Origin of the sequence: Microbacterium sp. VKM Ac-2870 (assembly GCF_015350795.1) — a bacterium.
Taxonomy (GTDB): domain Bacteria; phylum Actinomycetota; class Actinomycetes; order Actinomycetales; family Microbacteriaceae; genus Microbacterium.
Genome location: NZ_JADKSH010000009.1, coordinates 1 through 19257, shown reverse-complemented (window position 1 = coordinate 19257; position 19257 = coordinate 1). Strand labels below are relative to the sequence as shown.

Here is a 19257-nt window from a genome sequence, read left to right as displayed (position 1 = left end):
GTCCACCGCGCCTACTCCTGAGCGTGGGTGTGGACAATCAGCGCCCCAGGCCATGCCCGCGAGCTATCCTCGCGGGCATGATCGCCCCTGACGGCTTCGAGGTGGCAGCCACCCCGCAGTGCCCACACTGCGGAACGGTGCTGCGCCGCGAAGCACACGGCTACTGGTGCGCCCACTGCCAGCTCATCGTCGTGGGCGTGTAACTACCCGCTCCGTCCGGCTTGACTCCAACTGTCCCACCGTGGGACAGTTGAGGTGTCCCACGGTGGGACGCTCTGAGGGGGTCACGATGTCGGAGTTCGTCAGCTCGGCCGAGGCGTTCAGGATCGCGCGGGAGCGCGCCAGCGTCGCCGCCTCGATGGAGGCGCAGTTCTTGCACCTCGCCGTGTTCGATGCGCGGGAGGCTGGCCTGTCCGTTCGCGAGACGGCCGCCGCGCTGAGCGTCCCCAAGAGCACCGTCGATCGCCACTGGCGACCAGGTCACAGGTGCCCCGACGTGGTGCCGCTGTGGGGTTCCGCTGCGGCCTGGCGCGAAGCTCGCGCCGCCGTGTGGGCTCACAACCCCCACGAGCTGGCGGACGACTGGGTTCCCTACGAATGGACCGACAACGGGACGGAGCGCTCCGTCCGTCTACGCGCGCGTGGTGTCGCTCGGCTGCGGTCGGTCGAAGGTGGAACGGTTGTCGACGTGACATACGACCCTGAATAGCCAAGCCGGAATCGTTGATAGGTACGAAAAACCGCAGTTCCGAAATCCCCGATAATGGTTATTATGTCCAAACGAGGATTCAGAGAAGAGCCCTCTGCGAGTAGTCGTGGGTCGCGAGGAACTCGTGTCGCTGACTCAAGTCGTCGAGCATTTGAACGCAGACTGCGAATGACGCGGCAAGGACGCGCCAGGACGGTCTCATTTCGACGGATGCAACACGGTTGGCTCCGAACTCTGTTCTTTGCTGAATGTCCGACAACGCCCGCACGGTCGCGCTGGAACCATGAAGGAAAGCGGTAGCGATTTTCCAAGTGACAAACGGTGATTCTGGGGCGTGCCCTCCGCGTCGCGGCCCACGTGGCGGCGAGAGATCGATGAGGATGTCACTCCAACTCGGGATGCGTCCCAGTTGACGCTCCCGCAGCTGGGGGACGGTGTCTTTCAGCTCGTTCAGGCGTTGGAGAATCCTGTCTAGTTCCGGGGACGCACGGTTCGACCGGTCCCCCGACAGTATGGAAGAGAACTCTTTAGCATCTTCATGATGCGTGAACTCAAGGTTGAGGGATCTCAACACCCGACCGTATTTCCTCGACGGACGTAGAAGCCATTGGGCTAACCCAGCACCTTCACATGCCATCCGGAGAAGCGCATAGTGGGCGTAAGGACGGAGCGTCGCTGCCGCGTTCACCCCCCTCACGGTCAAGTCGTGAAAGGCCTCAAGAGAATCGTGGGCTCGACCGAAAGCCATCTGCACCTGAGACGAGATGGGCACACGCGCCGTGTGGCCATCGTCGACTGCCATCATGGATTCTGGGATCGGTTCTCGGAGTTCCCCGAGCTGATGGAAACGGGCGACTGAGACGTTGAAGACGCGTGAAGCGATCTCGAGCTCGGCTTCGTTCTCGATGCGGTCGAAGCTTCCGAATTCGGTGGGCACGGCGGTAGCGTATCGGCGCTACCGCCGTGCCCACCGCGGACTAGAGGTGGTCGCGAGTCAATGGCTCCATCAACGCACAGCACCCAGTAGAGCAACATTGAAGTTGTGCAGAGCCGTCGCGGCGTCCGTCTCCTTCGGATCGGGCCGCTCGTTCCTGTCGACCGGCACATAGCGAACCATCGAGGTCGCCCCGACGAACTCGATGACCAAAACCAATGCCGATTCAACTTCGTTGCCGAAACGCTGCGCCACTTCGTTCCGTGATATCCACGCGCGTCGAATCTCACGGAGGTTGACGATCTCAGGGTTGCCGTCGTTAAGAGCGGTGAGGGTGAGGAACATTGAGGTTCTCCTATTGGTGGGGTAGAGGGGCGCCCTGGGCGGCCATGAAGGGTTCGGGGTTGATCGGTGTGCCGTTCTTCTCGACCTGGAAGTGCAGATGGCAGCCCTCAGCGAATCCGGTGTCGCTCATCTTCCCGAGCTGCGTTCCGGGGCTCACGACGTCGCCGGTCTTCACGAGAAGGCCGGCCTCCATGTGGAAATAGCCGGTGACGATCCCGCCACCGTGGTCGATCCACACCACGTTCCCGCGGAAGGGCTGCACGCCGGCAAAGGTGACCTTGCCGGCACCCGCCGCCCAGATCGGTCCCCCACAGGTGCCGTCCGCGAGGTCGGTGCCCTTGTGGCAGGTCTTGTCGTCCTGGCCGGGGCGGTCGATCGCGCACGAGCCGAACGTGTCGGTCACGTGCCCGCGGGCCGGGACGATCCACGCGCCCGACCCGCCGGGGCAGCTCGTGGTGAGCGCCGCGACGATCGCGGTGGCGTCCTTCTCGAAGCGTGCGTAGTGCTGCGGGTCGGCGTTGATCTGCACCGCGTGAATCGCGAGCGTCGGCGCCATGCTCTGCCAGCCCGCAACGGCGAGTAGCCGGCTGTAGAACAGGCCGGCGGAGCGGGACGGGTCCATCCGCTCCTGAACGCTCCCCCACGACTCCTGCTGCTGGAACAGCCCAATGCTGGTCGTGCGGGTGCCGTTGGGGTTGGTGACGCCGGAAGTCTCCCAGTCGCCGTAGGTGATGTTGCGCAGGCCCGATTCGCCCATCGCGGTCATGACCGCGAGCACCTGGCCGTGCTGGTCGACGCCAAGGTCGATGCCGGCGCGGATGATCGCGGCCGCGTTCACGAGCTGCTCGCCCTTGTAGCCGGCGACGTCGGCCGGCAGGGCTTTGGTGTCGCTGAGGCACATGCCGTGCGCGTCGGCGCGCTGCACGGAGCCGAGGACGAACGTCACGCCGAAAACGGCGGCGAGCATCGCCACGACGAGCCCTGCGACGATCTTCCTCATGCGTTGTCCCGGCGCAGGTCCCCTCGCATCCCCTCGTCGGTGTCGGTCAGCCCGACCTCGATCGACGAACGCACGTGCTCGACGTGCGTTTCGGGGACGTTGCCGTACTTGAAGATGAACTGCCCCGGCGCGAGGTTTTGGAGGACGCTCGATGTCGACGGGTCGAAACCGAAGGTGCGCACGGCCCAGTCGGCATCTTCTTTGCGGTCCTGGCGGAACACGTAGATGCTCTGCGCTTCGCTGATGACGGTGCGGCCGGGTGAGTCCAGAGGGATATCGAGGCCCTTGTGGAACACGAACACGTTGTTCAAGCCGACACCGCGGGAGAGCTTCTGATTGGACTTCAGAAGGTGCGCGGCCGGCCCGTCAACCATGTCCCAGCCTTCCTCGTTGATGCACGTGGTCTGCCAGCCCGGATCGGTGCGCAGACGGCCCAGCATCCACTGGTTGCCGATCGCCCGGACCACATGCGAGGACGGCCCCTCGGTGGGAAGCTGCGAGATATCAAAGCTCGTGAGCTTGCCGGTGAGGTTCACGTTCTCGCTCGTGTCTCCGTCGAGCATCCCGCCGTACTCGTCGAGCAGCCCTTCCAGGGTGAACCGGACGCCGAGGCCGGCCTGGTGCAGCCGGTCGCGGGCGTGCTCGGTGAGGTCGGGATAGTCGTCGACTCTCCCCAGCAGGGGCAGAAGGTCAGCCAGCGTGGGCGCCCGCACCCCGTCGTAGGCGGCGAGGGTGCGTTTCAGCGCGGACCGTGCGGCCTCTTCTTCCCAGTCGTCAATGCGGGCACCGTCCCGCGCGATGCGCACAATGGCGTGCAGTAGCCGGTAGGTGCCGGCGTCACCGATCTGGGACACGATCAGCGGGTCCAACAGGTTCAGGCGCGAGCCTGAGCCGTCCGTGGTGAACCGGATGGGTTCACCCTGGCCCCATTCGCGCACCAGCTCGGCGTACTCGCCTTCGCCGCCGCGGGCCTTCTTGTCGAAGATGACCGCGCGGCGGTAACGGATCACGAGCGGGCGGGTGACGTAGACCGTCTTGACGAAGCTCGACTTTCCGCCACCCACTCCCCCGCACACGATCGAGTTCGGGCTAGAAATCAGCCGCGGCGTCGAGTTGTACGCCGTCACGGGGTCGTGCGTGATGAGGGAGTGCGACAGCATGTCGCGCCCGTTGGCCACGCCGGCTGTTCCGGTCACCGGGCCGATAAGCGCCGTGTTCAGCACGGAGGCCTGACGGGTGGTCGACGGGGCGCCTTCGAAAGCCGGCGCGTAGTAACCGCGCTCGGCTTTGCGGGTCTTGGCGCGGCGCTGTGGCCCCGGCAGCTCGTACGGCGAGACTTCGCCGGCTTCGATGTCGATCGCCTCTTCGAGGTCGACCTCGACCTGCTCGGCGCTCTTGCGGGCACGCCGTGAGCGGCGCGGCGCGGTGGTGTCGCTCACGCGATCGCCTCCTTGTCTCCCCCACCCGCGAGAGCCCGCATGACGCGAGCTCCGAAGGTGGGCGTGTGCGGGCGGATGCCGCGACCGATCGGCCACGTGTTGCCGCTCGCGGCGGGCTGGTAGGAGTCGAGCCATTCCAGCTTCTGAATGCCGACCTCGTTCGCGCACAGCTCGGCCAGCTCCCGGCTGGCCGTCGCGAGCTGGTCGCGGCTCTCGGCGGTAATGGTGATGTAGCCGACCCAGTTCGTGCCGTGGTGGCCGCTGCCCTCGGCCAGGTCAGCGCGGCGGCGCTGCGCGGCCGCGACGCGCACGCTTCCCTCGTCGAGCGGGATACGCCCGTTCGCTGTCTCGGAAAGATCGGTTGCCATATCGGACACCAGGTCGCGACGTGCCGCATGGCGGGCCTCGACCGCCGGCACCAGCTCGATGTGGAACGTCACCGTTCGGATCACGTCAAGCTCACGACCAACGAGAAGGTCAAGCAGCCACAGCGGCCGCCGCTGCGCGACCGTCAAGTGCTCAGCGCGGATCGCGGCCGTGCGGTGCCACCACTGCACGGGCTGGCCCGTTTCCGGGTCGATCCCATCGACGACGTGTGCCGAGTATTCGCCGCCCGGTGAGCGCTCCCCTACGTTCGTGGGCTCAACGTCGCGCACGAGGTCGAGCGGCCGGGAGGGGTTCTGCATGTGGCGGATCACGGCCGCGGTGCCGCGCGCGGTGAGCGGTTCCGCCCACCCGTTGCGAGCATCGAGCAGCCCGCGCCGGAACGACTCAATCTCGGAGGCCATGAGCTTGCGCCAGCCGTCGCGGCCAGGCCCGTACTTGCGGGCTTGCTGCACGAACCGGCTGTTGAGCGGCCAGCGGCCGACGACGTAGTGCCGCTGCACCATCGCGCCGCGGGACGACTCCAACAGGACTTCCTCATAAGAGGCCGTCGCCCACTCGGGAGCCTGGGGGTCAATGTTGTTGAGCACCCAGAACTCCTGCAGGGCCGTATCGGCCGGCAGAACGCGAGTCACGGGCTGCACGACGCGCAACAGCGACGACGGGGCGGCTTTGCTCGCCAGGAACGCGCCGAAGGCCTCGGCGCCGAGCACGACGTTTTCGGGCGACTCCATACCGCGCAGTTGGCCACTCACCGAGAAAGCGACGCTCAGGTAGGGCTCTTCGCCGGCAGGACCGTGCCAGGCGATGCCGGGGACGCCGCGGCCGGACTGCAACCAGCCCATCCCGTCGCACCCGTCCGGGTTGGCGCGCATCGCCGCCAGCTCGCGAGCCCACGCCACGCGAGAGTCCCGGTCGGCCTTGTCCTTGCTCTTGCGGGTCTGAGCGAGAGCCGTGGTCAGCAGCGCCGCCCGATCGGCGTCGTACGGAATGTACTCGTCGGCGTGCGTCTGCCGCGCCGCGCGAAAGCGACGCTGACGACGACGCCGCTCGAGGATGCTGCCGTTGTGCGTGCCGCTCGTGAGCACGATCAGCACCGCCACCGCGGCCACAGCCACGGCGATCGCCGGCCACCCGACCGAGGGCGTGAACACCATGCCCACGACGATGATGAGCACCGTTCCCCATGCGCGGGTCTTGTTCTGCCCGCCCCAGAATCCGCGGTGGCTTCCTTCGCCACCGAGAATGAAAACCCCGCGTTCGGGCTGTTCTGCGTCGCTCACTGCGGGCGCTCCTTCCCCTGAACGGGCGGCGGCGTGATGCTCGTGTGCGCTGTCTCACTCGCCTTCCGTGTAGCCGTGACTGCTCCCTGAGCGGCAATGGTGGCGCCGGCCGTGGCGGCGCCGGCCGCTTTGGCTCCGACGCCCGCCGCCTTCGCGCCGACCCCCACGGTGGCGCTGCGGCCCCGCGCTGTCGCCGTCTGCGCGCCCAGCTTGGTCGCTACGGCCCCGCGAGCGTTCTCCGGGGTAGCCATAGCCCGCACCGGCTGCGCCGACCGCACGGGCGGCGCAGGGCGGCTCGCAACCGAGCCCTTCTGACCGGGCGACGGTGCACCGAGAGGCCGCGTCGGCATCGCGTCCGACGCGGGCGCGCCGGCAAGGTGCTTCTTGCCCCACGAGATGAGCACGAACGGTGCGACGACCGCGAGGAAGTTCGCGATGACAGCAATCAGCAGCCCGACAAGGTTCTTGAACCCGTCGTTGCCCCACTGGCCAACGGCGTCGATGTTGAGCCGGAACGCGAACCCGAGCAGCAGGAAGAGAACCGGCTGAACGGCGAGCATCCCCACCCAGAGCTGAATGACGGCCAGGCCGGCGCTGCGCCGGCCGCTGTCGACGATCCACACAGCCGCGAGCGGGATGAGCACGCCCGAGAAGTTCTGAACGACGAGCTGGAAGACGAAGATCGCCGGGATGATGATCAGCCCGAGCACCATGCACCACAAGACGAGAGCACCGACAGCGGCGCCGCCCGCGATCTTGCTCGGGTCGTCGACCGCGATCTGAGCGAACGTGTTGATCATCTGGTCGATCGTGCCGCCGTACGCCCAGCCGATCAGGCTGCGCGTGAGAGCGCGAACGAACTCGACGAGGAGTATGCCGATAGCGGGACCGAAGCTGATCCCGAGGATGAAGCCGGGGAAGTAGAGAGCGATCGAATCGAAAAGCTCCTGCCCGCTCATGCTCCCTTTCGCCGCACGGACGAACTGGAAGATGAGCAGCACAATGGCGACCATCAACGCGAGGGCGAACGACACCTGATAGGTGCTGATAAACGACGGCAACGTGAGGTCTGGCAGCGTCGATCCGGTGATCGCGGGGATGACGTCCCGGCTGAGACTGACGACAGCCTCGCGCGCGGTCTTGTACATATTGCCCCACGGATCAGCCCAGAAATTCACCACCCCACCGATCGAGTCGACCGCACCCCCGATGATGTCCGGGAGGCTGGGAGCGTCCATCTTGAACATCAGCACGCCCCTGGGATCGGCACGCCAGTGGTGCGCAGGGTGTTGGCGTCCTTGACGCTCAATCCGTCCTCGATCACCCAGCCCTTCTCTGTCCAGACGACCGCATAAGACGGCATGAGATTCAGAGTCGGGTCGATGGCCCCGTTCACCACCAGCGGGAGCATCAGCGTCAGCTCCACACGGTCGGCCGTGAACGTGTCGATCCGGTAGTACCCATTCAGGCTCGTGACGTAGAACTGGCTGGCATCGACCTTCGCCGCCGAAGCCGCAACCTCAGCGAGATTCGGGATGCGCGACGCGGTACTACCGATGAGCGTTACCTCGTCCTGTGGGACCGCCGGCTTCTGTGCGAGCCAGCGGGCGAAGGCGATCGCGAACGACACCGCGCCCTCAGTGGTGTGCGGCGCGCGCGACTGCGCGTCCAGCACCGACTGAGGGCTGCGGGCGTCGCCGCCAAGACAGCCGTCGACGCCCGCCGCCACAGGGGGTGCGGACGAGGCGGGCGCCGACGGAGTTGCGATAGGCGCGGTGCTCTGTACCGGGCCGGGGCCGGCGTCGTCGCGCGGCCCGTTGGCCAGGCTCAGCCCAACGACTCCCGCGACGATGACGACGACCGCCACGGCGGCTGCGGCGAGCCACAGCCAGAGCCGGCGGCGGGAGGATGCGGGCTGAGCGTTCATCATCGGGCGAAGATCGCGAGGACAGCGCCGACGATCACGGTCAGCGCCGCGAGGCATCCGAGACTGATGCCGGCGGTGATGACCTGCTGTTTGCCCGCGGCCACGGCCGCGGGGTTCGTCTCGCTGTTCTGCCCCATCTTGACGAAGCCCATGATGAGCCAGACGATCACGACGACGATCGCGATCCCCCACACACCGGCGAGGAGCTTTTGCCAAAGCTCCGTGAATTGGGCACCAAAGATGGTGAAGTCCGGGATGATTCCGTCGAGCGGGTTGTTCATGTCTCTAGGCCTTTCGAAGTTCGGTGTTGAGTTGGTCGACGATGCCCGCGGTAAGCCGCGTAATGGCGTCGGTGGTCGCGGGCGCGAGCTGCCCGTAGCTGAGCGCGGTTCGTTCCGCGATGTGTCGATCGACAGGCACGTGATAGACCGACTGGATGCCGGACTGTTCGATGAGCTCGGCCACAACGCGGCTCACCTCGGCGTCCTCGGGGCGCCCGTCGTGCGTGCGTACGACGATCGCCGTCTGCGCCAGGTGTTGCGCGTGGCCTCCCAGCTGGTGAAGGTGCCGTAGCAGCTGCATGGCGCCTTGTAGGGCGTCCAGCGCATCGAGGACGGGGATCACCAGGACGTCGGTGTACTCCAAAGCACCGTGGAATGCGGACGAGCTGGGCTGGTTTCCGGTGTCCATCACGCGCACCGGATAGAACTCGTCGAGCTTGTGCGTCAGGCGGTGCACATCGGCGCCGGTGAGCGCTTCGCGATCGCCAACGGTGCCGATCACCGCGGCGTAGCTCGTCTGCTGCGACACGTAGCCGGCCAGGTGGCCGGCGCCGCGGATCTCATCGAGATCTCGCAACAGCTCGGCCACGCCCACGGGCGCCCGACCCTCCGCCCGAACGGACAGCGCGCCGGGATCGTCTGATACCTCGACGACGACTGCCCCTCCCCCGCGGATCGTTGCGAAGCAACCCCCGATCGCGAGCGAGAGCGGCGTCTTGCCGACGCCGCCTTTGGGATTCGCCACCAGGATGCCGACGCTGCGCTGCCACTGCGAAAGACGGATGAGCGAGCGAGCACGGCCCAGCTCGGACGCGCGAATTTCGCCGGCACTGGGCTTGATCGTCAAGCCCATGTTGCGGAGCATCCCCCGCCACCCGTGACGGGAAGTTTCCGATGCCTCACGCCTCGTCATCCGAAGGTCGACATTCGGCACGCCCTGCGGCCGCGGCGCCTCGGGCTCAGCCGCGGGCACCTCCACAGCGGGCGCCGACGTCACGGCCGGCACGGTCGCCTCGACCGGCGGGGCGTCAACCGCCGGGTCTGCGCGGAACTGCGCTAGGCGCTGCTCTGCTGGCGAGGCAAGCGCATTATTCGCGTTGTCCCCCATTTGGGGGACAGCGGGCGGGATGTCGTGAGCCGACACCACCCCGGCATCCTCGATGTATCCCTGAGCCCGATTCGCGCCCCGAAATGGCTGCGGCGTCTCAAAATTCGTCATGCGCACCCCCTGCGTTTTCGTACATGGTAGTCCGCGGGAGTGACATCGAAACCGCGATGTCAGGTCAGCCCGCCTATCAACAGAGTAACGAATAATCCGTAAGACGAACAGGTGGCGAATCCGCTTTCATAGGAAGCACCCCCCTAGCTGGCAGAATGTCGGCATGCCCCGCCGCCCGCCTATCCCCGACCTCACCGGGGCTGCGCTCAACGCGCATCGGGTGTTCCAGAACGAGTCGCGACTGATCTGCCTTCGCCACCTTCTGCGCGTGCCCTCGGCATCGCGGGCAGAGGTCACACGGGCGACCGGGCTCGCCGTGACCACGACGATTGATGCTCTGAACGAGCTCGCAGAGCGCGGCTTCATCACCGCGATCGAGGGCGGCGCCGGCCGTGGCAGCCGCTACGCGGCAAACCGCGAGCGCGTCACGACCGAACTGCTCGCGTTCGTGAGCTGGGTTCTCGGCTGAGCATCGCCAGCTCGAGCAGTTGACACGTACGTGTCAGTTCGACCAGGTGCGGAGAATCGCTTCCTCGATCAGCTCGCGCTTCTTCTTGCCGGTGCGCCGGTATGCCTGGGTGAGCACGTCGTTCACGTTCAGGCTGATGCGGGTGGCGAGCTGCACAGTCACCTCAGCTCCCCCGGCTGGCGTCTGCGGCGCTGACGCGGACACCACGGGGGCTGTGGGCGCCGCTGCCGGCTGCTCGGGAGCTGCCGCGGGCGCCGGGGCGCCCTTGCCCTCGACAGGAGTCGTGGGGGCGGTTGCGGGAGCTGCGCGCGTTCCGAAGTCGATCGGGTCCACCCCTGCATCGGCGGCGGGACGAGGACGAGTGCGAGCGGGACGGTCGGGCTGTGGCGTGGTCATCGGATCACCTTTCGCATCACTTCGGTGTACGCATCTCGGATCGCGGCGCCCTTGCGGTACGCGCCGTACCACTCCCCCGCCATGCGCACCTCAGGAACGATCGCCAGGTGCGGCACGATCGGCTCGATGATCGGCGCCAGCTCGCGCACCTGGTCGATTGCATCCTGCTCGGCGTAGGACAGGAACCCGGTTCCGTCACGGGTCATCACCACACCGGCCTCTTCGATCGTCGCGGCCGCTCCCAGACGCGCCATGCTGCGCCTGAACGTGTCAACGGTGCGCTGAGCACCCGTCACCCCATCCACGCCGGAATCGGACGCCGTAGCGGCGTACAGCACGCGGTCGGCCGCGTGCAGCGCCGAGAGGGTCAGGGGTCCGCCTTGCCGGTTGGCGCAGTCGATCACCACGACGTCGGCTTGCAGATCGACGAGCGACGTCTTTAGGCGCAGCTCGGCGTAGTCGTCGCGGTCGCTCTCGCGGTTGCTCAGGTCGCGCGCGGAGGGGATCACGCGCAGCAGCGGGTGCCACGTGCTCTGCACCGCCAGGTCTTCCGCCCAGCCGGTGGGCTCTTCCTTGGCGCCGAGAATGGCGCCAACGTGCAGCCCCTCCCCCACAGGCGCGATGCGCGTCCACTTCGTCGATGCGGCGCGGGGGTCGAGGTCGATCAGGACGGTGCGGTGCCCCGCCTCGGCCGCGGTCATCGCCACCGACACGGCCGCGGTCGTCTTGCTGACGCCGCCGGCCTCGCTGTAGACCATCACGGTTTGCATGCTCACAGTATACGCCTTCTTTCTATCTAGCGTTCTATCTATCTGACTAACTCTCTATCTGTCTTTCTAGATAGCTTTCTAGAAAGACAGATAGCTAAGGGGAGCAGGAGCCCCACAGTCCGCGGCCGGCGGCTTGCGCCGCTGCTTGTGCGGCGCGGTAGTCGCTCTGCCCGGTGTAGGGCTTGTCGTAGGTGTACTCCGCGCCGACGCCGGCCTGAATCTCGGTCAGCGCGACGTTCACGCCGTCGAGGTAGACGTGTCGCAGCAGCCGCCCGTACTTGTCCGTATCGGCCTGGGAGGGGTCGGGGGAGAGGTCGACCGTTCGCCCGTAGACGAGCTGGTCGAGGTAGTCGCGAGCTTGCTCGGCGTAGCACTCGCTCGACTGCCCATCGCGCCCTATCTCGGGGGTGTTGATCCCGATGATGCGCACACGCACGGTACCGGTCGCTGTGTCGACCTTGATCGTGTCGCCGTCGACAACGGCAGCGACCCGGCCGTGCTCGGCGCCGGCCGGCGCAGACTCCGGGGGAGTGCAGCCGGTGAGAGCGACGACGAGAACGGCCGCGCTGACGCCAGCGAGGCGTCCCGCTCTCATGTCACGCCGTCGCCTTCTCGTCTAGGAGCTGGTACACCCGCGCACGGGTCACGCCGAGAACGGCGGCGACCTCGATCGCGGACAGCCCGTAGGTGTCGTGGAGCGCACGCGCGGCCGCGCGGCGATCGCGCGCCGCTTGTGCGGCGACCTCGCGGGCTTCGTGTTCCAGTCGGGTGGCCTCGTCGAGCTGAGCAGCGACACTCTCGGGCATGGCGATGACCGTCGCGACGTCGAAGCTGTCGGGCGCGATGTCCTCCATAAGCGCGATGAGATCGCGGCCCATGTGCTCGACCTGATCGAGCTTGCGCGCCTGGGTGCGGTAGTCAAGCTCGGGAACGTCGATGATCCACCACTGACCCTCTCGGGTCGCGGTGAGCTGGTAGGTCCTGCGGGTCATGTTCTGTCTCACTTCCACTCTTCGGGGAGGTGGCCGATCACCTTTTCAATCGACCTGAGCACCCCCGGTGAAATCCGGTTGTGGCGGGGGAGCGGAATCGAACGCGCCCCCGGCTTGCTCCACTTCGTGTGGTCGCCCTTGTCGCTGGCAACCGAGTAGCCCTGCTCGCGTAGGAACTTCTCGACCTCGCCCCGCTTCGCTTCCTTCATGACTCTAGTATACCCCTCCCTATACATGCAATGTCAAGCCTGGACTATACATCCGGGGTGAATTCGGTGCCGCAGATTCCGCAGAGGATGGGGCCGGCTTCGATGACGGTCAGGGACGCGCGAATCTTGCGACCGCAGCCGCATTCTGCCGACGCACCGTTGTTGTTGCTCTTGCGGCCTCCGCCTACGGTGACGGCCTCGGCGCGGCGGTGCGCGGTGATCGCCTGGTGCAGCATGGCGATGGTGTCGGCGTACGCGGCTTCGGTGCGCTCAGGGAGCGCCGTGACACTCCACCCAATCCGGGCGTCGTGCTCGATGGTGAGGCCGAAGCTCTCCGCGATGGTCTTGAACTTCTGGTTGTGGTAGCGGCCCTGACGGCTGGTGTCCTGGATGCCGCGAGCGGTCGCGGCCGCGTGTGCGGCCTCGTGCAGCAGCGTCGCGAGCACCGACGCCGCCCCCGCCACGAGCCCTTCACCGCCGACGAACAGCTCGTGCAACTCGTCCTCACCGCGCACCCACCGCTGTGCCGCAAAGTGGCCGAGCTTCATGCCCTTCGCGTCGCTACCGCTGCCGAGCGTAACGACGACCTCGGGCACGTCCTGGTGACGCTCACGGATCGCGGCCCATGCTTCTTCGATCGCCGCCACCAGGGGAGCGGCCACCGTGGCGCTCATGCCGCCACCTCGATTTCTGCGATGAGGTCGGGACGGAACCCTGACCATGCGGCCCCGCCCTCGACCTTGACCACGGGGAGCTGGAGGAACCCGAGCGCGCGCAGCTCGTCGACGGCGCCCTCGCGCAGCTCGTCGACGTCGACGATCTGATACTCGACCCCGCGCCCGTCGAGCGCCCGATAGGTCGCGTTGCATTGGACACAGCCTGTGCGGCTGAACACGGTCACCTGAACGCTCATTGCTCTCATCCCTTCCCCCTCACGTTTTTTGCCGTGAAGGCGACTTGTCGCCGCTAGGACGGGAGGGAGGAGTGCAACCCGGAGGGCGGCGGGGGAGAGAATTTCGGCGCGAAATAAGGGAGCGTAGCGACCGCGTGCCGAAAATCTCGGCGGAGCCGGCGGCTTGCCGCTTGCGCGGAACCCGGACGTCCGTATGCTGCCGAAGGCTTCACGGCAGAAAAACGGGTGCCCGTAGGGCACCTGGACCGCGGCCGCGCAGCGGCCGTCCCCCCACGGGCGCATGCGCCCGCCCAGCCCCGCAGGGGGTGGCTCAGCTCGTCGCGTGTTCCTCGTCGACCGCGGCCGCGGGCTCGTCGACCGGTTCAGCCGCCGCGTGCGCGGCCTGGTCGATGGCGGCGGTGAGCGTGGGGGAGGGGAGAGCGCGGAACACCGCGATAGCTCCGCCTTGCACGATGTAGAACTGCCCCACCGCCGCGCGGCGCACGTCATCCGGCGGGATGACGTAGGTGTGTTGAGCACGCGCGGATCGCAGCTCGTCGCCGGTCGCAGCGCCGGATGCTTCGAGGCGCATCGCGGTGCCGGCGAACGATACGACGTCCTCGGGGTCTTTCGACCGGCCGATGACCAGCGCCGCGCCGCTGGACAGGGCGCGTCGGCGGCGTGTCTCATCCTGTGAGACACCCGCGACCGACTGTGCGGCCAGCCAGAGGCCGATGCCGGCCGATCGGGCTGTCTCGAACAGCGACGCGGCGATATCGCCGGGGTCGCTGTCGTCCGTGACGAGTTGCGCGAACTCGTCGACGAACGCGACCGCGGGCGTCTTGTCGCGCCGCGACAAGCGCGCGCTCATCCACCGCCGAAGATCGGCGAGCATCAGGTCACCTACGGTGGCCTGTGCCCTGTCGGCGGGGGAGAGGGGCACGATCGTCAGATCGGCGGTGCGGTTCTCGAAGCTCCACCCCGACGCCGACAGGTGCGGCTCCAACGGCCCCAGAGCCAGCATGAGCCGGCTCGTCACGCGCGCCACGCGCGGCGTGTTGTTCTTGTCGACCGGCTCGTAGAGCATCGTCAGCTGAGCCTGATCCCGCACGTGCGGGGCGGCATCAGCGAGCCGGCCAAACAGGTCGCGCATCCCCGTCAAGGGAGCGTGGGCCTGGATCGCGTTCAGCGCAGAATTGACCTCATCGTTGTAGAACTGGCCGTCGCCGGTCGACGTCGGCAGCGTCCGCATGATCTTCGAGGTGATTTCCGCAGCGGAGCCGGTGAACAGGTTCCACGGCTCCGCGACGCTGACGCTGTGGCCGCGAGCTCGCGCGATCGCCGCGAGCCTGTCGGCGTCGTCGGGGTCGCCCTTCGCGTCGATGAAGAACACGGGCCAGCCCAGCTCCAAGACCGCGAGAATCGCGTCTTGGAGCAGCACGGACTTGCCCGAGCCGCTTTCCGCGAACATGAGCACCCGCTGAGCGCCGGCCGATTCCGGCAGCACCACGTAGGTGCCGGCGGGATCGGTCCAGTCGGGCACCCTGCGGGTGTCCTGCATCCGATCCCCGATCGTGCGAATCGTCGGCCGCTCGATCATGCCGATGCCCTGCAACGTCACCCGCTCGCGACCTCCGCCGGCCTTCGGACGCACGACCGGCACCGGGTGGGGCGCGACGACCAACGCAGCGCGCCCGCTGGGCGCGAGCGCGCCCGTGCGCGCGTCCAGGCGCAGTCCCACCCGGCGGGCGGTGACGATATCCGCCGCCCGCTTCCTGGCGCTCTCAATGTGCTCCTGCGTGAGCACATCGGGCACCTTCCGGGTGCGCACCAGCTCCGCGATACGGCGCCGTCGCCACGACCAGGCGACGGGCACCAGCAACACGCCGAGCAACAGATTCAGCAGCAGATAGGGCCACCAGCTCGACAGCAGGGCGAGGGGCCACCCGTCGCCCTGCACAAACGTGCGAGCGTCCCCGCTCGCGATCCACCCGGCCACGGCCACGGCCTCGGCCGTGAGCACGGCCGCGACGATCGCCACGGCCGCGACATTGACCGCCAGGTGCCACCGGTAGGTCACCCAGAACCAATGCCGCTTAGCCACCCGGTTGCCGGCAAAGCCAGCAACCAGCAGCGGCACCGCCAAGGGCAGGAACAACAGCACCAGGACGAGCACGACGACGATCTGCAACACACTGCCGAAGAACTCGGTCGTGGTATCTGTCGGCGCCGGCTTCGGCTGCACGTTGGTCTGGCTCATCAGTCACGCCCTCCCCACACCGGCAACGGCGGTGCCGGCAACACCGGTGCCGGCACCGCCGGCTCTTGCTCGAGCAGCTGACCCGTGCGTGTCAATTGCTCGAGCTGATCGGTCGACGCCCACAAGCCGTCCAAGCTCTCCACGATGTGCCCGCGCTCATCGAGCACGGGCAACGTCACTAGGCGGTCACGAACCGCCGGGTGCACCCACTTGTCGGCCTCACGCGCGACCGCGCGCATCGCCGTAGGCGTACCCACGTACACAACCCGCTCGACACCCTCGGTCAGCCACCGGCCGTGCCCGGAGAGGATCAGCTGATAGCGCGGCAGCGCCTTCGCTGTCAGCTCCACCTCCACCCGCTCGACACGTTCACCGAGTCGAGCGACCCCATCGGCCGCGTGCTCCTTCGTCGACCGCGGCTGACTGTCGCGCTCCCACGAGTAGCCGGCGGCGAGGAACCGAGCCGACAGAGCGGCTACGGCCACCTCGTGTCGCGTCGTCGCGCGGAACAGATTCGGCGCCGACCGACCCGACATCGCGTGAGACAACCACACCACCGAACCGTCCCGGAAGATCGGCCGCGCGCGCTCGATCACGCCCGCCTCAACGCCCCGCGCGATCCACTGCTGAGCCCTCCGCGCCGACACCGGTTCCGACCTTCCATCCGTCGCCGCCAGCACCCACCTAAGCGCCTCCGAGTCAGCGATACGCACCACCCGCATCCACTCGAAAACCCGCTCATCCCGCAACGTCACCTGCACCGAACAGCCCGCCTTCCGTCCCCTGCCACACACACCATTCTTTAACTGCCCTTGTCCTGCCGTCCCCCCCAGAACTTTCCAATCTCCATTCCGAAAAGTGTAACGCTGAGGGGTGGAGATTGGAAAGCGCGAAGCGTGGGGGGGACGGCAGGACAAGGGCAAACGAACCGATTAGGTTCGTTTGCCTATTCGCTCTGAGTGAATACTCAGACGAATAGGCGTTGTGGCTTGGGGAGGCGGGGGAACTGTGCGCGCATCGCGGCCAACGTGGCCTCGATCGCGTCCTGTTCGGCATCGATCTGAGCACGGCGCGCGGCCTCGGCCGCGCTCTGCGCCGCAGCTCTCGCCATGCGCTCGCGCCGCTCCTGAGCGACGCGCTCGAAGGGTGCCAGCTCGTCCGCCGGCACCGCCGCGCGGAGCATCCACGCGAGGTATCCGAGGGGGTCGCGCTGGTCGTCAGGATCGGCAATTCGGATGCCGGCGCCGCGCACGTGATCGTCGATCCGGTCGACGATCTGCTGCACCGTCCAGCCTCGTTCCACGAGCTGCATCCGCTCGATCAGCGAGCACACTCGGCCGATGTGCGCGCCTCGATCAAGCCACGGCATCCGACTGGCCAACCGCGCCGCGAGCTGCTGCACCGCGATTGCGCGGGGCGCCTCTGGGGCCGTTGGCCTGTTCCTCTTCGTCGTCGCTGGGCGCCGCGCAGCGGTGCCCTCACGAGCGCGCGAATGCGCGCGCGTTGGTGATGATTTGAGAACGTGAGATACCTGCTCTCCTGACGGAGAGACAGGTAGGTGGACATTCTCCACAGATCGAGGATTCTGAGGCGCGCGGCCAGCGGTAGTCGTCGCCGGCATCACGAGCGCTCTCGTCGACGCCGCACGCACCTGGTCGCTCCCATGCACCAGGCGCGCTTGCTCCCGCTCAGCGGTCGTCAGATAGCGTCCCTCAGCCACGGTGACCGCCAGGCCCAGAGCTTCGAGCAAGTGCCGTGCACGCTGCACGGTCTTGCTGCTCATCCCGAGCTGAGCGGCGACCGTCTCGTGCGCCGTGGACACGTCGCGCCCTGTCGCCCTGTCGGCCGACAACCGATCGGCGTACGCGACGCGCAACAACGTCGCGGCCGCGACGCGCGCCCTCCGGCGCAGCTCTTCGCCCTCGGGCGTGCGCAGCGCGTCCATCACCGCGTCGAACCACGCCTCAGCCGACCACCAGGCCGGCAGCTCTGCGTACGCCCCAGAGGGCGCCGGCAGAGCCCACGAGCCGCGGCGATCGCGCGACACGCCCGCGTGCTGAACCCTAGCGCTATGGCTATCAGGGCGCGCGTGAGCTAACCTATGCACATACCAGCCTTCCTCGGAGGGTGGGTACGACAAAGCCCCGCCCCTCGTGGGCGGTTCTTTGAAAATCTCGATCCGTTCAGTCGCCAAACTTCACCGGATCGGACTTGACACTTTTCGCCCCTCGCATCACGCGAGGGGCGAAGTCATTTATGCGACGTCGCCGATAGGCAGCTCCCCATCTCTCGGCTCAGGCTGGGGGAGCCAGTGGGGCACCCCTCGGTCTGTGAGGTCGTTCTCCAGATGGGTCACGACGGCTTCGAAGAAGCCCGCCGATGACATGCCGGCCTGAGCCGCCATCTGATCGAAGCGTCGCTTGCGCTCTTCCTCAACGATCAGCGACAGACGAGTGGCCGCAAGACGCGTGCCACGGGGAATCTGACGTCTGGACATGACGCCGACAGTAACGGTGTTAACACCGCGGCGGGAACGACACGCCGCATTCGGTGGTGTTAACACCGTTACTGACACGTACGTGTCAACTGCTCGAGCTGCCGCGGCCGCGGCCGCGGGGGACTGGTGGCGTGGTTGCGCCCCGCTCCGGGCGCGTCAAGGGTGCTACGCAGATTCCTGCGGAATCCCAGCAGAGCCGGCCCTTGACCCGCCCTCCACGGGTCGCAGGGCGGCGGGTATCAGCCGATGGCGATGCATCGGCTGAACAGCCGACAACTGCGAGAGGGTGACCAACGATGAGCGTTCAGGTGACGGTGTACGGGGCAGAGGGATGCTGGAAGTGCACGAACACGTGCACGGCGCTGCGGCTTGCCGGCATCCCGTTCGAGGTCGTCGACGTCCACGCGGCGGGACTGGTCGACGAGCTGCGCGGCCGCGGCGTGCGTGAGCTGCCGCTGGTCACGACGTCGACCGGCGAAAGCTGGACAGGACTACGGCTCGACAAGATCGTGGAGCTGCGCCACGCGAGCCTCAGCGCCTAGCGCCTGGGCTCTCGGCCCGCCTGTGGGTGACGGCGTTGCGCCAGACGACGCAATCAAGCTGTCCCCGCGGGCCGTACCAGGTGACAATCACCACGCGATCGTTCCAACCCCGTGCGTGCGCCGCGATGCGCTCAGCGGCACGATCCGGCCAGCTCACCCACGCCCACACGGGCGGGTTCGAGCCCTTCACCCACTCGATGCGCTGCGGCCCATACGCCTGCTGCGGAAGCGTGCACGGCGGGGGAGCAGCGTCAATGAGGGATTGGGCGTGCTTGGCGGCGAAGTGCTCTTCGTAGCGCCTGTTCGTCGTCACCGCGGCCGATCCTCCCTCCGGCCGAGATTCAGATAGCCAGGATAGAACAGATGTTCTATCCTCAGAGACTATGACGGCGATCGAATTAGAACATGAAGTGACTCTCTGGCTGGTCAACGAGCAGCCGGCACGCATGTTCTACGCCGGCCGGCGGTGGACGGTCACCGACGAGCCCACACGGCTGCGAGAGAGCGTGTGGAGCGTCGACCTCGACGAACCCCACCGCGGCCGCGGCATGTACGGGTGGCGATTCCAGGGCACCGACCCTGCCGGCGAATCGTTCGTGTTCGACGTCTACGGCGGCGCCGGCGAATGGCACGTCCACCGCGCCTACTCCTGAGCGTGGGTGTGGACAATCAGCGCCCCAGGCCATGCCCGCGAGCTATCCTCGCGGGC

General features: G+C 67.2%; 26 protein-coding genes. 5 read left to right on the top strand and 21 right to left on the bottom strand.

What is annotated here, in order from left to right:
* The first annotated feature begins 77 nt into the window (after window positions 1-77).
* Together ITJ43_RS15240 and ITJ43_RS14940 are read left to right on the top strand one after the other, a co-directional pair.
* Window positions 78-203: a zinc finger domain-containing protein gene (locus tag ITJ43_RS15240; RefSeq protein WP_267238060.1), complete on the top strand. Its 126-nt coding sequence runs from the start codon at window positions 78-80 to the stop codon at window positions 201-203.
* Between the two features lie 86 nt (window positions 204-289).
* Window positions 290-709 (top strand): hypothetical protein, encoded by a 420-nt coding sequence (locus ITJ43_RS14940; protein WP_228495977.1) that lies wholly within the window; start codon window positions 290-292, stop codon window positions 707-709.
* Window positions 710-788: 79 nt separating this feature from the next.
* On the opposite strand, the gene ITJ43_RS14935 is transcribed toward ITJ43_RS14940, so the two are convergent.
* The 9 genes from ITJ43_RS14935 to ITJ43_RS14895 all read right to left on the bottom strand — a co-directional run bounded on the left by ITJ43_RS14935 (window position 789) and on the right by ITJ43_RS14895 (window position 9521).
* Window positions 789-1646, bottom strand: a complete 858-nt coding sequence (locus tag ITJ43_RS14935; protein WP_194584650.1) for a hypothetical protein — start codon at window positions 1644-1646, stop codon at window positions 789-791.
* A gap of 69 nt (window positions 1647-1715) precedes the next feature.
* Complete coding sequence (locus tag ITJ43_RS14930; RefSeq protein WP_194584649.1) at window positions 1716-1988, bottom strand: hypothetical protein; 273 nt, start codon at window positions 1986-1988, stop codon at window positions 1716-1718.
* A 10-nt stretch (window positions 1989-1998) separates the two neighbouring features.
* On the bottom strand, window positions 1999-2988 hold the full coding sequence (locus ITJ43_RS14925; protein WP_194584648.1) for a M23 family metallopeptidase: 990 nt from the start codon (window positions 2986-2988) through the stop codon (window positions 1999-2001).
* The gene (locus ITJ43_RS14920; RefSeq protein WP_194584647.1) at window positions 2985-4427 is read right to left on the bottom strand and encodes an ATP/GTP-binding protein; all 1443 of its coding nucleotides are present in this window, start codon (window positions 4425-4427) and stop codon (window positions 2985-2987) included. The genes ITJ43_RS14925 and ITJ43_RS14920 overlap by 4 nt, the downstream gene beginning before the upstream one ends.
* Entirely contained in the window at window positions 4424-6094 is a 1671-nt protein-coding gene (locus tag ITJ43_RS14915; protein WP_194584646.1) for an SCO6880 family protein, read from the bottom strand. The genes ITJ43_RS14920 and ITJ43_RS14915 overlap by 4 nt, the downstream gene beginning before the upstream one ends.
* Window positions 6091-7341 carry a hypothetical protein gene (locus tag ITJ43_RS14910; protein ID WP_194584645.1) on the bottom strand — a complete coding sequence of 417 codons (1251 nt, stop codon included), beginning with the start codon at window positions 7339-7341 and terminating at the stop codon, window positions 6091-6093. The genes ITJ43_RS14915 and ITJ43_RS14910 overlap by 4 nt, the downstream gene beginning before the upstream one ends.
* The gene (locus ITJ43_RS14905; RefSeq protein WP_228495976.1) at window positions 7341-8024 is read right to left on the bottom strand and encodes a hypothetical protein; all 684 of its coding nucleotides are present in this window, start codon (window positions 8022-8024) and stop codon (window positions 7341-7343) included. The genes ITJ43_RS14910 and ITJ43_RS14905 overlap by 1 nt, the downstream gene beginning before the upstream one ends.
* On the bottom strand, window positions 8021-8302 hold the full coding sequence (locus tag ITJ43_RS14900; RefSeq protein WP_194584644.1) for a hypothetical protein: 282 nt from the start codon (window positions 8300-8302) through the stop codon (window positions 8021-8023). Before ITJ43_RS14900 ends, ITJ43_RS14905 begins: the two co-directional genes overlap by 4 nt.
* Before the next feature lie 4 nt (window positions 8303-8306).
* Window positions 8307-9521, bottom strand: coding sequence for a ParA family protein (locus ITJ43_RS14895; RefSeq protein WP_194584643.1), 1215 nt, complete (start codon window positions 9519-9521; stop codon window positions 8307-8309).
* Between the two features lie 163 nt (window positions 9522-9684).
* On the opposite strand from ITJ43_RS14895, the gene ITJ43_RS14890 reads away from it, so the two are divergent.
* Complete coding sequence (locus ITJ43_RS14890; RefSeq protein WP_194584642.1) at window positions 9685-9990, top strand: hypothetical protein; 306 nt, start codon at window positions 9685-9687, stop codon at window positions 9988-9990.
* 33 nt (window positions 9991-10023) lie between these two features.
* Here ITJ43_RS14890 and ITJ43_RS14885 read toward each other — a convergent pair whose 3' ends face one another.
* From ITJ43_RS14885 to ITJ43_RS14835, 11 genes are all read right to left on the bottom strand, one after another.
* On the bottom strand, window positions 10024-10386 hold the full coding sequence (locus ITJ43_RS14885; protein ID WP_194584641.1) for a hypothetical protein: 363 nt from the start codon (window positions 10384-10386) through the stop codon (window positions 10024-10026).
* Window positions 10383-11156, bottom strand: a complete 774-nt coding sequence (locus ITJ43_RS14880; protein WP_228495975.1) for a ParA family protein — start codon at window positions 11154-11156, stop codon at window positions 10383-10385. Before ITJ43_RS14880 ends, ITJ43_RS14885 begins: the two co-directional genes overlap by 4 nt.
* A gap of 94 nt (window positions 11157-11250) precedes the next feature.
* Window positions 11251-11751, bottom strand: a complete 501-nt coding sequence (locus ITJ43_RS14875) for a thermonuclease family protein (RefSeq protein WP_194584639.1) — start codon at window positions 11749-11751, stop codon at window positions 11251-11253.
* A 1-nt stretch (window position 11752) separates the two neighbouring features.
* On the bottom strand, window positions 11753-12148 hold the full coding sequence (locus tag ITJ43_RS14870) for a hypothetical protein (protein WP_194584638.1): 396 nt from the start codon (window positions 12146-12148) through the stop codon (window positions 11753-11755).
* Between the two features lie 8 nt (window positions 12149-12156).
* Window positions 12157-12357 carry a type II toxin-antitoxin system HicA family toxin gene (locus tag ITJ43_RS14865; RefSeq protein WP_016465437.1) on the bottom strand — a complete coding sequence of 67 codons (201 nt, stop codon included), beginning with the start codon at window positions 12355-12357 and terminating at the stop codon, window positions 12157-12159.
* A 44-nt stretch (window positions 12358-12401) separates the two neighbouring features.
* The gene (locus ITJ43_RS14860) at window positions 12402-13031 is read right to left on the bottom strand and encodes a hypothetical protein (protein WP_194584637.1); all 630 of its coding nucleotides are present in this window, start codon (window positions 13029-13031) and stop codon (window positions 12402-12404) included.
* Window positions 13028-13270 carry a glutaredoxin-like protein NrdH gene (nrdH, locus tag ITJ43_RS14855; RefSeq protein ID WP_194584636.1) on the bottom strand — a complete coding sequence of 81 codons (243 nt, stop codon included), beginning with the start codon at window positions 13268-13270 and terminating at the stop codon, window positions 13028-13030. The genes ITJ43_RS14860 and nrdH overlap by 4 nt, the downstream gene beginning before the upstream one ends.
* Before the next feature lie 310 nt (window positions 13271-13580).
* Window positions 13581-15509 carry a hypothetical protein gene (locus ITJ43_RS14850; protein ID WP_194584635.1) on the bottom strand — a complete coding sequence of 643 codons (1929 nt, stop codon included), beginning with the start codon at window positions 15507-15509 and terminating at the stop codon, window positions 13581-13583.
* Window positions 15509-16231, bottom strand: a complete 723-nt coding sequence (locus ITJ43_RS14845; protein ID WP_228495978.1) for a hypothetical protein — start codon at window positions 16229-16231, stop codon at window positions 15509-15511. Before ITJ43_RS14845 ends, ITJ43_RS14850 begins: the two co-directional genes overlap by 1 nt.
* A 245-nt stretch (window positions 16232-16476) precedes the next feature.
* On the bottom strand, window positions 16477-17556 hold the full coding sequence (locus ITJ43_RS15170; protein ID WP_228495974.1) for a hypothetical protein: 1080 nt from the start codon (window positions 17554-17556) through the stop codon (window positions 16477-16479).
* Window positions 17557-17763: 207 nt separating this feature from the next.
* Window positions 17764-18006, bottom strand: a complete 243-nt coding sequence (locus tag ITJ43_RS14835; protein WP_194584633.1) for a hypothetical protein — start codon at window positions 18004-18006, stop codon at window positions 17764-17766.
* A gap of 296 nt (window positions 18007-18302) precedes the next feature.
* On the opposite strand from ITJ43_RS14835, the gene ITJ43_RS14830 reads away from it, so the two are divergent.
* Window positions 18303-18548 (top strand): glutaredoxin domain-containing protein, encoded by a 246-nt coding sequence (locus ITJ43_RS14830; RefSeq protein ID WP_194584632.1) that lies wholly within the window; start codon window positions 18303-18305, stop codon window positions 18546-18548.
* Here the strand turns inward: ITJ43_RS14830 and ITJ43_RS14825 are convergent.
* Complete coding sequence (locus ITJ43_RS14825) at window positions 18538-18861, bottom strand: hypothetical protein (protein WP_194584631.1); 324 nt, start codon at window positions 18859-18861, stop codon at window positions 18538-18540. The genes ITJ43_RS14830 and ITJ43_RS14825 overlap by 11 nt on opposite strands.
* A gap of 70 nt (window positions 18862-18931) precedes the next feature.
* On the opposite strand from ITJ43_RS14825, the gene ITJ43_RS14820 reads away from it, so the two are divergent.
* On the top strand, window positions 18932-19201 hold the full coding sequence (locus ITJ43_RS14820) for a hypothetical protein (protein WP_194584630.1): 270 nt from the start codon (window positions 18932-18934) through the stop codon (window positions 19199-19201).
* Window positions 19202-19257: the final 56 nt, after the last annotated feature.

What these genes read in the sequence shown, in the direction of transcription:
- ITJ43_RS15240 (WP_267238060.1), top strand. Translation starts at nt 78, where the DNA reads ATGATCGCCCCTGACGGCTTCGAGGTGGCAGCCACCCCGCAGTGCCCA.
- ITJ43_RS14940 (WP_228495977.1), top strand. Translation starts at nt 290, where the DNA reads ATGTCGGAGTTCGTCAGCTCGGCCGAGGCGTTCAGGATCGCGCGGGAG.
- ITJ43_RS14930 (WP_194584649.1), bottom strand. Translation starts at nt 1,988, where the DNA reads ATGTTCCTCACCCTCACCGCTCTTAACGACGGCAACCCTGAGATCGTC.
- ITJ43_RS14925 (WP_194584648.1), bottom strand. Translation starts at nt 2,988, where the DNA reads ATGAGGAAGATCGTCGCAGGGCTCGTCGTGGCGATGCTCGCCGCCGTT.
- ITJ43_RS14910 (WP_194584645.1), bottom strand. Translation starts at nt 7,341, where the DNA reads ATGTTCAAGATGGACGCTCCCAGCCTCCCGGACATCATCGGGGGTGCG.
- ITJ43_RS14905 (WP_228495976.1), bottom strand. Translation starts at nt 8,024, where the DNA reads ATGATGAACGCTCAGCCCGCATCCTCCCGCCGCCGGCTCTGGCTGTGG.
- ITJ43_RS14900 (WP_194584644.1), bottom strand. Translation starts at nt 8,302, where the DNA reads ATGAACAACCCGCTCGACGGAATCATCCCGGACTTCACCATCTTTGGT.
- ITJ43_RS14895 (WP_194584643.1), bottom strand. Translation starts at nt 9,521, where the DNA reads ATGACGAATTTTGAGACGCCGCAGCCATTTCGGGGCGCGAATCGGGCT.
- ITJ43_RS14890 (WP_194584642.1), top strand. Translation starts at nt 9,685, where the DNA reads ATGCCCCGCCGCCCGCCTATCCCCGACCTCACCGGGGCTGCGCTCAAC.
- ITJ43_RS14885 (WP_194584641.1), bottom strand. Translation starts at nt 10,386, where the DNA reads ATGACCACGCCACAGCCCGACCGTCCCGCTCGCACTCGTCCTCGTCCC.
- ITJ43_RS14880 (WP_228495975.1), bottom strand. Translation starts at nt 11,156, where the DNA reads ATGCAAACCGTGATGGTCTACAGCGAGGCCGGCGGCGTCAGCAAGACG.
- ITJ43_RS14875 (WP_194584639.1), bottom strand. Translation starts at nt 11,751, where the DNA reads ATGAGAGCGGGACGCCTCGCTGGCGTCAGCGCGGCCGTTCTCGTCGTC.
- ITJ43_RS14870 (WP_194584638.1), bottom strand. Translation starts at nt 12,148, where the DNA reads ATGACCCGCAGGACCTACCAGCTCACCGCGACCCGAGAGGGTCAGTGG.
- ITJ43_RS14865 (WP_016465437.1), bottom strand. Translation starts at nt 12,357, where the DNA reads ATGAAGGAAGCGAAGCGGGGCGAGGTCGAGAAGTTCCTACGCGAGCAG.
- ITJ43_RS14860 (WP_194584637.1), bottom strand. Translation starts at nt 13,031, where the DNA reads ATGAGCGCCACGGTGGCCGCTCCCCTGGTGGCGGCGATCGAAGAAGCA.
- nrdH (WP_194584636.1), bottom strand. Translation starts at nt 13,270, where the DNA reads ATGAGCGTTCAGGTGACCGTGTTCAGCCGCACAGGCTGTGTCCAATGC.
- ITJ43_RS14850 (WP_194584635.1), bottom strand. Translation starts at nt 15,509, where the DNA reads ATGAGCCAGACCAACGTGCAGCCGAAGCCGGCGCCGACAGATACCACG.
- ITJ43_RS14845 (WP_228495978.1), bottom strand. Translation starts at nt 16,231, where the DNA reads ATGCGGGTGGTGCGTATCGCTGACTCGGAGGCGCTTAGGTGGGTGCTG.
- ITJ43_RS14835 (WP_194584633.1), bottom strand. Translation starts at nt 18,006, where the DNA reads ATGTCCAGACGTCAGATTCCCCGTGGCACGCGTCTTGCGGCCACTCGT.
- ITJ43_RS14830 (WP_194584632.1), top strand. Translation starts at nt 18,303, where the DNA reads ATGAGCGTTCAGGTGACGGTGTACGGGGCAGAGGGATGCTGGAAGTGC.
- ITJ43_RS14820 (WP_194584630.1), top strand. Translation starts at nt 18,932, where the DNA reads ATGACGGCGATCGAATTAGAACATGAAGTGACTCTCTGGCTGGTCAAC.